General features: G+C 55.2%; 10 protein-coding genes and 2 pseudogenes. 4 read left to right on the top strand and 8 right to left on the bottom strand.

The features are described from left to right. Positions 1-187, bottom strand: a pseudogene (locus D3D01_RS22220) (DNA polymerase beta); the annotation flags it as partial. Between the two features lie 1,161 nt (positions 188-1,348). Between D3D01_RS22220 and D3D01_RS23840 the strand changes: the two are divergent. Further along, positions 1,349-1,519, top strand: coding sequence for a hypothetical protein (locus D3D01_RS23840; protein ID WP_158600556.1), 171 nt, complete (start codon positions 1,349-1,351; stop codon positions 1,517-1,519). A 238-nt stretch (positions 1,520-1,757) separates the two neighbouring features. Here D3D01_RS23840 and D3D01_RS22210 read toward each other — a convergent pair whose 3' ends face one another. The 3 genes and pseudogenes from D3D01_RS22210 to D3D01_RS22200 all read right to left on the bottom strand — a co-directional run. Continuing rightward, on the bottom strand, positions 1,758-2,561 hold the full coding sequence (locus tag D3D01_RS22210; protein ID WP_121513815.1) for a nucleotidyl transferase AbiEii/AbiGii toxin family protein: 804 nt from the start codon (positions 2,559-2,561) through the stop codon (positions 1,758-1,760). Between the two features lie 5 nt (positions 2,562-2,566). Then, the gene (locus tag D3D01_RS22205; protein WP_121513814.1) at positions 2,567-3,397 is read right to left on the bottom strand and encodes a type IV toxin-antitoxin system AbiEi family antitoxin; all 831 of its coding nucleotides are present in this window, start codon (positions 3,395-3,397) and stop codon (positions 2,567-2,569) included. A 125-nt stretch (positions 3,398-3,522) separates the two neighbouring features. Then, a pseudogene (locus D3D01_RS22200) lies at positions 3,523-3,996 on the bottom strand (DUF955 domain-containing protein); the annotation flags it as partial. On the opposite strand from D3D01_RS22200, the gene D3D01_RS22195 reads away from it, so the two are divergent. Continuing rightward, a complete protein-coding gene (locus D3D01_RS22195) occupies positions 3,982-5,016 on the top strand; it encodes an McrB family protein (RefSeq protein ID WP_233563610.1) in 1,035 nt (344 codons plus the stop codon). The pseudogene D3D01_RS22200 and the gene D3D01_RS22195 sit on opposite strands and share 15 nt — an antisense overlap. Before the next feature lie 74 nt (positions 5,017-5,090). Then, positions 5,091-6,215 (top strand): McrC family protein, encoded by a 1,125-nt coding sequence (locus tag D3D01_RS22190; protein ID WP_233563608.1) that lies wholly within the window; start codon positions 5,091-5,093, stop codon positions 6,213-6,215. 159 nt (positions 6,216-6,374) lie between these two features. Here the strand turns inward: D3D01_RS22190 and D3D01_RS24400 are convergent, their stop codons facing one another. Beyond that, complete coding sequence (locus tag D3D01_RS24400; protein ID WP_199725586.1) at positions 6,375-6,932, bottom strand: hypothetical protein; 558 nt, start codon at positions 6,930-6,932, stop codon at positions 6,375-6,377. 441 nt (positions 6,933-7,373) lie between these two features. Here D3D01_RS24400 and D3D01_RS22180 point away from each other — a divergent pair, with 441 nt between their 5' ends. Next, the gene (locus tag D3D01_RS22180; protein ID WP_199725584.1) at positions 7,374-9,728 is read left to right on the top strand and encodes a hypothetical protein; all 2,355 of its coding nucleotides are present in this window, start codon (positions 7,374-7,376) and stop codon (positions 9,726-9,728) included. 37 nt (positions 9,729-9,765) lie between these two features. On the opposite strand, the gene D3D01_RS22175 is transcribed toward D3D01_RS22180, so the two are convergent. The 3 genes from D3D01_RS22175 to D3D01_RS22165 form a co-directional block, all read right to left on the bottom strand. Beyond that, positions 9,766-10,344, bottom strand: coding sequence for a CBS domain-containing protein (locus D3D01_RS22175; protein WP_233563606.1), 579 nt, complete (start codon positions 10,342-10,344; stop codon positions 9,766-9,768). Between the two features lie 288 nt (positions 10,345-10,632). Next, entirely contained in the window at positions 10,633-11,229 is a 597-nt protein-coding gene (locus D3D01_RS22170; protein ID WP_121513811.1) for a TetR/AcrR family transcriptional regulator, read from the bottom strand. Positions 11,230-11,365: 136 nt separating this feature from the next. After that, positions 11,366-12,735: RND family transporter (locus D3D01_RS22165; protein ID WP_147439975.1), on the bottom strand; the 1,370-nt coding region annotated here is incomplete at its 5' end.

Genomic DNA, 12,735 nt, shown 5'->3' with positions numbered 1-12,735 from the left:
TGACTGCCTTTGAGACCGTTGCCTGATTCCCGTCAATCATTTCCGCGAGTTGGCCGATGGTGAACTCTTCATATGGCTCCTCAATCAAGCGAGCGAGCACATCCTGCATCGCCTGATATCGAAAGACGCGGTCTTGGGGGAACGGATACTCCAGAGCAATTGTGGTCACTTCTTTCGTAGTAGGCATACTATTCCTATTAGGAATGTATCGGTATAAAAGCCAGCCTCAGTCTGGTCAAGCAATTTGATAACTCCGATGCCCACGTCAGGGTCGCGCGCGGTTGGAGACGAGAGGGACACGACTGCACTCGCGCTGGCTGTCGGTCCCTCTCAGCGTGGGGCAGACGGCCGGGCGAAACAGAGGTATACCTGATTACGGTGTCATGGAACAGTTCATGGGGTAGTTTGTTTCACCACTCTTGAGAGAGAACTACCCTATCAGTAAGTATGCGAGTGCCGCAGGTCGGTTGCAAACTCTATTTGTTTATGCTGGCGATTCGTATTAGTATGCTCTTCAGGACAGTATCGAGAATTGTGGCCCTGATAGCCGTGCCGATCATCCTTTGCTCTACAATCTTCATTCTATATGTCGGACTTGACGGTTCTATGCCGGCGATTTTCGGGTTCGAAAGGGGGTATGTTGCCGTAGCCGGATTGCAGTTCTTGGCGGCGATTGAAATGCTGGTAATCGGATTTAAGCCCAATCTGTTGTCACAGAGCACCGATTGAAAGACTACCTGTACTGACCGTTTGTTGGAAGAGTCATAGGTAGTGTGGGAAGCATTGTATGATACCCTCGGATGCCTGGTGGATAGCAGCGTGGGGCTGGCAGGCCAGCTGAGAGCGCGAGAGAGACGAGTGTGTGTCGGCGTGGGACTGACGGCCGAGCAGATACAGGTGGTTGGCTGGTGGAACGTCTGGCCGCCGGGCAGCCGCCGCTGGGCGGCACGCTCGCTCTTGCCGGAGCCGGTACGTGGACCGAAGGCGGGCAGAGAGGGTGCAGGTAGGATTCGTCTCGTGTATAGCGAGCGGGAGGTTCTGGCGCTGCTGGCCCTGGAGTCGAGTTGTGTGGCACTCGTGACGGTGTCGAAGGAGGCGACGGTTCGGCTGGCGGTACTCGTGGGACTGGTGGTGGCGGGACTCGTGGCGCTGGCTTCGACGGCACTACCGACTTTGACGGGACTGCTGGCTTCGACGGCACCACTCCAAACGGTATCGCGACGACGGACTCGGTGTCGGACCAGCACACCTTGAAAGCCCCACGCCGCTGGCGGTCGCTCAGCGACATATCCGCGCAAACCGCACGCGGATAGGGGCCGCTGACGCGACCACGGCAAGCGCCAGCGGCATGCCCCTTTCAGTCCCACCCGACTGCTACGGCTCAGCACAGCAGGGTGCTCGCGCACGCGGCCTCGCCGCCGCCTCCGGCACACCGGGCGGCGGCGAGACAACCGCGCGCACGGACTGGCACGCCACCGCACCAGCGCGTCAACGTGGGTCAGTCTGGTGGCGGCTGTGAGGGAGCCGATTTAGATATTGTGAGTGGTCGGAAATCTCTTCAGCGGGTTAACCAACAGTGGATGGGTTTCGCCCCGTTACGTGGGTTACACTTCGTATCATTCGGTCGCCCAATCCCTAGTGAGTTCGTCGAGCCAACCATTGGGTGTATTGTTATCAGGGCTTTCTACTCTTCTACAGAAGAGCCGGAGTTCCGAATGAGAGATCCGCCGGTCACTGATGCCAATATCGGGCCTTGACTACCTCGACTCTCGTTGGGAGATTGTCGTGTCCAATTGATTCCAGACCATCTCGAACGCCGGCGGATCGCCGGTGAGGTCCGGAAGGGTGGTCTCCCACTGGTGGCGGATAGTCTCTCGTTGTTCGTCAGGTAACCCATCTGTTAAGTCGACTGTGAGTCCGTCGTGTTCGCACTTCGCCTTGAAGGCGGGTCGCACGTCGGCAAAGTCAATCGTGACTGAGTCAGTTTCAAGCAACTGGTAGAGGTCGTAGTAGTCACGAGCAGCCCCACGCTGATAGACCGCCCGGAGCTTTTCGGCGAAGATTTCCTCAACGCTGTACGCCTGGAGGCTAAATTCGGGGATATCCTCGTATGTGTGGGTGTGGTGAACCGGGTCGAATGCGACGTGCTCGTCGACCATCACGTCAATACTGGTCGTATTGGGGTGGTTGAGGACTGCCCGGTACTGGATGCTAATGTCGACGTAGTGGGTCGGATAGTGGTCCTGCTGCGATTCGTGATGCTCTCGAATTTCGAACTCGATACCAGAGCGGTCGGAAATCGTATCGAGGACTGTCCGTAGCTCTCGCTTGGATCCCTGATACTCCCCTTCGACGCCGAAATCGAGGTCTTCCGAGAACCGCCACGACTGCGGGAAATACAGTTTGGACAGCGCAGTCCCGCCTTTGAACAGGAGATTGTCGCCGTAGTCACTCGTGAAGATTCCCCAGAGAAGCCACGAGTTGACGTAGTTCTTTTCCGCGTACCCTTGGCGAACGCCCAGTTCGCGAGCGAGAATTCGGAGTCGGTCTTGACTGATCACTTCGATCAGGCCTCCGTCGGCTCCAGCGTTGCTGGTTCGACGTTGATCTGGAGGCGATACGTACTGTTGGTCGAACCCGTTTCAGGCTGCGTTGGGTCCAGCAGCGAGTACCCACTCGTGAACGACTTGACGAGGGCCTCGCGGGTGGGGAGATCGATCCCGAGTTGGTCGGCGAGGTAGACGATTCGCTTGGTCGCCGCCCCGTTATCGAGTTGCTCGAGGTACTCGCCGACGGTGTCCCAGGCACAGCCCCGCTGGTTGGCGGTTCGCATCGCAGTCGCGAGCTCTCGAAGGCCACCACAAAATTCGGGGTGGTCTGCACAGTCAACCAGTGTCTTCTCTAGGTCGCTGACCTGCACGGTCGTGCCTTCGATGGATGTCGGCTCAAAGCCGAAGAACTTCCGCTCAGTGACTGTCGTGACGCGGTACGGAACACCGTGGATCTCCCGGCTTTGGGCTCGGGTCGGCGTGACGACGTACACCGTCCGAGGGACCTGTTCAGTCAGCCCGTGGTGGCTGAGGGCGCTGTAATAGCCGATGTACATCGGCGTAGCGACGTGGGCGGCGATGAGATATTCGTGGGTTGTGTACACGCCCTTCTCACCGGCAGTGAGTGGAATGATGAGATACGTGCCCGGGAAGAGCCGGTTGAGCCAGCCCTTCTCGGTGAGCCGGGAGGCGATCTCGCGGGCGGTGTTTGAGGGGACCTCCAGCGTCGTCTCGATGTCGTCGACGGAGATGATTTGGTGACCCGCGCCAGCGAGTCGTGCAAGGAGTCGACTTTCTCGAGTCGAGAGCCCCTGGCGTATATTTTGCGTTTGTTCTATGGTACTCATACCTGCGTTTCTTACATAAAGTATAAACACGGGCCTGCTTTAGCCTTGTGACTGCCGCGGACGGTGGAGACGAGCAGACTTAACCAACGAAATTGGGGGTATCGAGTCGAGTGTTGGTTAAGAATTCAGACGGCGTCTTCGAGCACGTCGATGAGCTCTTCTGCTGTGGAACTGATCCGGTCGAGACGGTCGCGAACGATCTCGGGATCGTCCGACTCCCACGCGGCTAGGTAGAACGCCGACCCACTGGTATCTAGCCCCCAGTACCGCCCGACGACGTACGCGACGGCTTCAGCCTCGACTTCGCGTTTCGCCCGCTCGGTGTCGTCGTCGACGTCGAAGTGGAGCAGGGCGTGTGCGTACTCGTGAATTAGTGTCCGCGCAAGGTCGGCCTCGTTCGCCCGATCACGCACCTCAACCCGCGGTTGCATATCGACGAGACTCAGCTGCTCGCAGATGCCTTTCGCCTCTCCGTGCGTCCACTCCGCTTCCGGAACGATCCGAACCGTCACGCCAAGTTCGTCGGCGGCTCCAGTCAGCCGACCGACGAGGTCACCGGCGTCCCCGGTTGCTTCCGTGTCGAGATCAGGAAGCGGGTCGAGTACGACGAGTTACCGTGGTTCGAGACCGTCGAAAAACATCTCCAGCGCAAGAAACAGATCGTTTTCCACGGCCCGCCAGGAACCGGGAAGACCTATGGAGCGCTCAACTTCGCCAAGTGGTGGATAGACAGGGGGCTGGACGAGGAAGACCACTTCGACGACGCTGTTGAGGATCGCCTTCGGATGGTAACGTTCCATCCGACGTTTTCGTATGAAGACTTCATCGAGGGGATAACGGCGAAGACCCGTGACGGCGACCTCGTATACGAACCCGAGGCTGGCGTGTTCAAGGAGATGGCTGAGGACGCCGTCGAGGCCTACGAAGACGCCGACTCGAAAGCAGATGCCCCCAGATACATCCTTATCATCGACGAAGTGAACCGGGGAAACATTCCGAAGATCTTCGGTGAGACGATCACCCTCATCGAGAACGACAAGCGACTCGGCGAGCCGAACGAGATGAGAGATGAGCTGCCACATTCAGAGGACCGGCTCGTAGTGCCCCCGAACCTCTACATCATTGGGACGATGAACACGGCTGATCGGTCAATCGCTCTCGTCGATGCCGCGATACGTCGGCGGTTCCGATTTCGACACTTCCCGCCGAACTACGAAGTTCTCTACGACGAACTTGGCTTCGATGGTGAACAGGACGTCAAAACCAAGGCGTCAGTCGAGGAGGGAGAGGACCTCGGTGCTCTCTCCATTCTCGCACTCAGTGCTATCAACGAACGTATTCGGGACAGTGGGAACCTCGGGAAAGGCAAACAGGTTGGTCACTCCTACCTCATCGGTGGGACCACGGACGAGCGTCTCGTAGAGTCCTGGAAGAACGAGATACTCCCTCTGCTCGATGAGTACTACTTTGGAGACATGGAGCGGCTCAAAGAGCACATATTCGATGGCGGGGGTGAGAGCCTATTCAACTGGAAGGAACAGCGGATCGCCGATTTCGATTCCGACGCTCTCCGTGCCGCGCTTTCCGAACTCGTTGGCGAGGATGGTGAAGTGGAGTGACAACTGCTGACCTGATAGAACTGTCCGAGTACGACGAATCAGACCCAATCGACCTGTCCGATGACGATATCGAAATGATCGAATCACAGGTCGATGGGTTACGAGTGGAGTACAGACGAGGCAAACAGGTCGTACTGCACACGGATCATCGAGTCGGAGTCGTTGCCCTCCCCAACGGAGCCACTGTTGAGATACAACCGAAAATCGGGGAGCCGAACCTAGTCACGCTGCTACGATACGCAAACGGGACAGAACCAACCCACCTCTCACACGAAACGGAACTCGAAAGCGGGACGAATTTTGTGGACACGGTAGCAGCCCTGTTTCTCGAAGAACTAGAAGCAGTTCTGTCTCAGGGCCTTCGGAGAGAGTACGTCGATGTAGAAGGAACAGAAGAGTATCTCCGGGGCAGATTGAACGTCCAGAGACAGCTCGCAGGAGGCCCCGGGAAGACGGATTTCGAGTGCGATTACGACGAATTCACTTACGATACCACGCTAAACCAGACGATTCTCTGCGTTGCGAACATGCTGTCGTCGCTGGTGGATAGCACCGAGATCACTGGCGAACTACGCGAATACCAATCGCGGCTCAGACGACGAGTGACGCTCCGCGAAGTTTCGATCGAGGAAGCCGAACGGATCGAACTGACTCGCCTAACTGATTACTATGAGACGGTTCTGGCCTTGTCTCGCCTCGTGCTGAAACACATCTACATCGAAGACATCGTCGCCGGTGAGGGTGCATCGTACTCCCTGTTGATCGGAATGAACGACGTGTTCGAAAAGGTAGTCGAGAGAACAGCACGAGAAACCGTGGACGGACGAGATGGCTGGAGCGTGGAAGGACAGGCTCGAACCGACAATCTACTCAGAGGAAATCCATCGATTCGTATGCGACCCGATTTCGTAGTCAAACGTCACGGTGAGCCAGTATTGGTCGGGGACGCCAAGTGGAAGACCGGCGTCAAGAATAACGATGTCTATCAGGTCGTAGCGTACCAGACTGCCTATGATGCGCCAGGTGTGCTGGTCTATCCAGACAACGATGGTGCTGTCGAGAATGACTACTCCGTGAAGAACGGGTATAGTTTAGCGATGTTGGAGCTACCGACCGGGGTGAATACTACAGATGTTGGTGAATTCGGTCGAGAAAACGCTGAGCGATTTTTCGCTTTTCTCTCCCGGACCCTGGGTTGATAACACGGAGAGAGGAGTCGTGAGCTCTCGAACCGGATTCCCTTTTGATCGGAGGTGTAGCCGCGGAGCTCACGAGCTTCTGGCTTGAGCTTTGTTCAGGAGAGTCAAACCGAACTAGAGTCCTATTGCGTGTAGCAAGGACCTGATCTTGAATCGCTCTCAGAGCGAATCTCGCACCAAATCATCGAACTCGATCAGGATCTGCTCAGGTACAAACTGTTCGAAGGCCACCCATCCATCCGGAAATCCAATTGTTACTCGCGGATGCAGCGGTTCGCCGTGTTCCATCGAGCGGACGTCGGTCGGGACGGTGACGAGTCCCGTTGCCGCGTTGAGTTCCGTGTCACCACGCTGGAGTAGGTCCTCGACGATCACGTCGGTACGGACGTCGGCTACGTTCTTAGCCTCCGGATCCTTTGACCGAACCTCGATCTCTCGCGAGCTGTCTCGTGGGGTCGTATTCCTCAGTTGAAGCGTCGAATATCCCTCAACGCAGGCATCCTTGAACCGACCCCGAAACCCGTTATCGAGGAAGGAAATTCGGGTTGCATCATCCAGGCCAAGATAACTCAGCACTGCCTGTGGTGACGCGTCTGCGGTACCGTCGTCGGAAGCCCGAACGGCGAGGAGCTGTGTCCTCGGTTTGAACGTTGCGACGGTCGTTTCCCGGTCGTCAGGGGAGAGTGTGAGTTGTGTTTGTGATCCGGTTTCCGGCACTTGGCAGACGACGTAAATACGGTCGTGGTCCCTAATTGCTGTCTCGACATCTGGGCCGTATGCTCCCGAAGAACTCTCGTTATTGCTTCGTCTGAGGGCGTCATCGGGGGAGAGTTGATGGAGGCCGTTGACCCGATAGTAATAGACCGTGGGTTCGCCGGCGAATCTGAGTTCGGAAGCGGCTCGCCGAAGTTCGACCTCGGATAGCTCGTTGAGGAAACTCTCGAAATTCTTGTCATCGACGTCGATAGAGATCTCGGCTGCTTGCAGGACACGCCGGCGAGCAGCGTGGGTCGGCAGGGCTGTATGAGTTCTTGCGGTGAGGCTTCATTCTGCGTAGGGTCAACAGGGAGGTCCATATTTGAATCAGACACGTTACTACCAGTCGTGGTGTGGCCGTTGGAAGTTATATGTTAAGAACATCTGATTTACCACCAATAGATGGATGCCAGCAATCCAGACGAATTAGTACGGAGCATTCGAGAGCAATATTTGACTGATTCTCCGGATCTGGTGAGGACGAGTCTCCACGGGCACTCGAATGTCGTCCAGATGAACTTCGCCTCAACGTATTTCCCACTCGAATTCATCCAGAATGCAGACGATGAGGGTGCCAGTGCTGTCCGTTTCCAAATCCGAAAGATCAACGGAGACTGGTGCTTAGAAATTCTCAACGACGGTCGTGAGTTTACCGATAGTGCACTCGCGGGCCAGGATGGAGGCTCCGGTGACATCAAGGACGACGTAACTGGACTGTGTGCCGCTGGCGTCTCACCGAAGCATCCTCGTGATCACATCGGTTTCATCGGGGTGGGGTTCAAATCAATCTTTGAGATCAGTCAATCCGTTGAGGTCCACTCCGGTCAATTCCACTTCTCGTTCGATAGAGAACGGGCGGAAGAGCACGGTGATGAGATTCCTTGGAGAGTCGTCCCCTGGAGTTGTAAGCCTACGGAGGAGACAGAGGTTCCCACGAAGATTGACGGAACCAGGTATACTACCCGGTTTGTCGTCAGGCTGGATGAACGGGGTCAAAAACTGCTTTCCGATGATGAACTCTTTGAACCTCTCCGGAGCGAGAATATCGACCGACGTGTGTTTCTCTTCTTGAAGGACGTACGTGAGCTATCTATCGATGATGATTACTCGGACAACTCACGGCGTATTAGTCGGACAGACGCGGTCCGTGATGATGGATTAGCCTCCTCCGTTGAGAAAGCAAGACAGGGTTTTCCCAGTTCAAAACAACAAATAATCAGAAACAAGGCAGATGCGCAGTTCGATCCCATCGAAATTGTAGAACTCGAGGAGGCGTTAGCGGATGGGACGACGGAGGCGGATACGTGGGTACTGTTCAAACATCTCTGGGAGGTGCCGGATAGTATTCAGGACGATCCGAAGACTGAGCAGTATATGCGAGCGGGTGTGGACTATCGTGAGGTGTTCATCGCCTGTATCGTAGACGAAGATGGTGGGTTCGCTCGGCCAGAAAGCGGGACACTGCATACCGGCGTATTCAGCTATCTTCCTCTCAAAGAACTTGAGACTGACTTCGACTTTCTCGTTCATGCGGACTTCCTCACGCCTGCTGACCGACAGACGATCAAGCAAGAGCTTCCCTGGAACCGCGAGATCGCGCAGGGCGTAGTCGAGTGTGCGAAGGATGTCCTCGATGTCGTTGCCGGCCACGACGATTGGTGGACAGACCTTGGCGTATTCGTTCCAGAAGGACGCGGAGACACATTCGTAACGACGGAAATCGTCGACAAAATCCACGAGCACGTCGAGATCTCGGAACTGGTTCGGGATCAGGCGGGTCAGCGAATCAAACTTGGCGACTGCCAGGTGGTTGACGAACACATTCGCGAAGCTTTCGACGCTGATCAAGTAGAGGAAGCGGGAGCGGCCCGTCCTATTCACGAGGAACACGAGGATATCTACCGGACGATCAAGGGACGGAACTCACTCGGACTTCATGACTTCCTGCAGAACCACGAGGTAACCACTCCTCTCGAAGAACTTACCGACAACACTCGAACAGATGCCTTCGAGAAAATCTACAATGGCCTCTCGACCAAGAGTTCGTGGAAGCAATCCAAGACCCTCAGCTCGACTGGTATTCCCCTTGAAGACGGAAGAGTCGTGGGCACTGATGATGTGGAACAGGTCTACCTTCCGCCTGCTGAGCTTGACCTGGGTGAGTTCGAAACTGCGAGCCCGCTACAAGAGGTCCGGTCTTCTCTCAGTATCGTAGATAGTGACCTTGCCAAGCAAGAGGCGATTCGGTCGGTGTTGGATGGGAACGATGTGGAAGAATTGACCGAAGGGGCATTGATCGAAGAGTGGCTTCACACCGTCAATTGGGGATCACTCTCGACGAACGATCGACACCTCGCAGCGGCGATTCTCTGTCGAGCATTCACTGACGGCGAGTGGGAAGTCGGTGAAGACCCGCCAGCCCTTCGACTACAAACTGAAGATGGGTCTTGGCTCTCGCCATCCGGAGTTCTACTTGGTGAAGCCTACGCTCCGACTGTGACAGACGATTCAGATGCTTCGAGTCAAGATCTCCAAGCGGCACCTTGGTTTACGACAGACACGGTGACCGAAAATCGCGGTATCTTTGCTGAAGCAGGTGCTGAAGCTCTTAGAACCGGTCCTCGATACGTGAGTAAAGCGTACCTCGAAACGTTCGATGAGCTCGATGTAGATGACTGGAGACCGTTCCTTCGGAAACTTGGAGTCGACTCGATAGTGAAAGAGCTGATTTCGCATATCCCCGATTTCAAGCACTAACTCGCGAATCACGTCCTGTTGGTCATCGAAGAGTGATTCAAATTCTGCCCAGTGAAGCGAGATGAATTGGGCATAGTGTGCGTAACTGCAGTGCTCGATTGACGCTGGCGTCAGCAGTGGGTGTTCCTCGTCGAAGGTTTCGGCCAACTGCTCCGACAGCGAATCTCCGAACACTCGCGTGAAAATCTCGCGCAACTGCATTTCGATGGATTCGATTAACAGAAGGCTCAAGCATCTGTTTCAGCTGCGTGAGGAGATCGTAGTCGGTCAGGATGCGCCACTCGTCATCACGATCCACTGCGATGTACGTGTACTCTGCGAGTGCATCGAATACGGCCAGAAGGTTCTCGTCCTCGCTGATGGTGTGTGCATCTTCGACTGCTGTGCCGACCGAGATCTTATCGAGCGCCTTGTTTCTGACCTCCAGCTGATGGAATGCAAGGAGTGTCCGGACGACTGACCTGTAGGTGACAATCCCGACGAACTCGCCGCCGCGTTCGACACCGATCTGTGTGTAGCTGTGCTCAGACATCCGACGGAGTGCCGATTCGAGTTCGAGATCGTATTCGGCCGTTTGGAGTGTGTTCTCGATAGGTAAGTCAGCGATTGTGTACATGAACGATTGAATCGTAGGCGTGTAGATAACATGCGTTTCCGTCCGTATCTAGATGACTGTCATCTCCACACGATATCATGATCCTTCACGAGTGGGGTATTTTTACAGTTGTAGCCGGCCGATTGCTCCCCATGCTTATGAAATTGTGAACGCCATTATCAGATCTGTTTGAGAGAGTAATCCAGTGTTTTTGAGCTGTGCCATGTTTCGTTGGAAGCGTACCTGTCAAGCGCTTCTATATTGACGATTTTGTACAGGGCGTTCTTTAGAATATCCTCTGATGAGAGGTTAGGCCATCAAATGCGAGTTAATATAGGAGAATAGAGAGGCCCTTGCTCGTACTGCTGCGGCTTCACGGTTGGTTGTGAGACGAGTGTACATGGTCCCTTTGATTACCGACAAAATGTGTTCGGCCTCTTGCGCCGGGTCAACGTCCCGAAACACGTTTGTGCGTACACCACGGCGGACGGTCCTTTCGATGATTGCTGTGAGTCGGTTGTCGATTTCGGTGAACTGCTCGCGGAACGCCTCCTGATCCAGAGCTTGCGGAGAAATTGCGACTAGTACGGAGTGAAGCTGGCGTTTTTCCTTTTTTAGCTGGCTCGGTAGGAGTATCGTTATGATGTGGTCAAGATCGTCTTTTGGATTGTCGCCGATGGTGGTATTGATTGTCGATTCGAATCGGTCGATAGAAAACCTGAGAAACTCAATGAGTAGAGCGTCTTTTGAGTCATAGTAGTGATAGATCGTCGATTTAGCCTTGTCGAGTTCGTCCGAGATGAGCGATATCGAGAGTTTAGCGTAGCCACTCTTAACCAGTGCTTGGTGCGTTGCATACATGATTTCTTTCTCAGTGGCACCCAGTGTGTCACTATCCTCAGTCATTTGAAAAGTCTCCTCCCTCGTTGGTGGCTACGTTGCCACCGCAGCTCAGTCTCCTCGAACCGCACATCTTTCGGGCCAGAACTGGACCAGTCGATTTGATCGTAACAGGCCACAAGTATGGGCAAAGGAGAATCCATCAGTTCGGACTCCATGTTGAGCGCGACGAAAGCAGTGAATCGAGCGTGTTCCGACTGTGGTCCCAGATGACAATCGATGTTGGGAGGACCAGTATGGACGCGATGAACGAATAAAGGACGCTGAGGGCAATCAGCAATCCAAACTGGCCCAAGATCGGAACAACCGCAAGCACGAGCACGCCGGTTCCGGACGTTGTGGTGACCATGCTGCCCGCCAGTGCGCCACCTGTTCCCCGGACGCTAATGTCGAGTGCTTCCAGCAAGCCAGTGTCTCCTCGGTACTCCTCGGAGAACCGATGCACGAGGTGGGCGGAGTAATCGATACCAAGCCCGATTCCGATCGATAATGTCGTTCCGGTGAGGACGTTGAACGGAATATCCAGATACCGCATTGTCGTTGCCAAAGCGGCAATAGTGAGCAGTATCGGTACGAGATTCGCAACCCCCAATCCGGGACGACGTTCAAGTAGCCAGTAGGCGAAGAGAAGGAACGCTGCAGACGCGAGAATTGCGAGAGCCAGGCTGATGTACGCCGATTCTGCGATTACATCCGAGACGGCTTTTAATACCACAACACTACCGGTTGCAGTCGCCTCCATCCGGAACTCATCCGCAACAGCTCTCGTATCGTCTGTCACTTCCTGCTGACTCGCATCGGACTCAACGGAGTACACGATGCGCGTTCGCGTGTAGTCATCAGTCATGTACGACTCCGCGCGGTCGCCGTACGGCGAATCATACAGCGCGTTGTAGATGGTCGGGAGATTCTGGTCAGGCACGCCGTTACCGTTCTGGTCGTTCTGTGCGACGAGTTGACGGAACTCCGGCGAAGTACGCTCGTACCGATTAATCACGGTAAGGATGCTTGTCGTATCTGCACTCCCACCAGCTGTAACAAAGGAGTCGGGTGGATCCTGATTTGCCCGGTGGATCTCCTCTAGCGCTGTTCCGTCCTGTAACGACCCTTCAACGTATATCGTTACTGTGTCACTCTCGCCGCTCTCGAAGGTGTCTTCAAGATAGTTAATCTGTTTCGTGACGGTGTACTCGCTCGGAGCCACAGCTTCCGGCAGAACCTCAACGTATCCGGGGTTCTCCTCCGGTGGGAGGAAGTCTTCAGTGGTGAACCGGGTATCAATCCCAGTTCCATACGCCCCCATGGCTGCCGTAGACACCAGTACGAGAGCAAAGAATATGTACGGGGCTCGGCGGGCGATCGTGACACCGACAGTGAGCGACTTTCCGACTGCGGAGTCCTCAGAGCCGATTGGAGCGATACTGAATTCAGGAAGGTTGTATCGCACACGCTGCCGGTCCATGAAGTGCTTGAATGACGGCAGGAAAATACCGAAGATGAGGAACGTGAATA

It is taken from the genome of Haloarcula sp. Atlit-7R (assembly GCF_003666065.1).
GTDB lineage: Archaea > Halobacteriota > Halobacteria > Halobacteriales > Haloarculaceae > Haloarcula > Haloarcula taiwanensis.
This window is presented reverse-complemented; position numbering and strand designations above follow the sequence as displayed.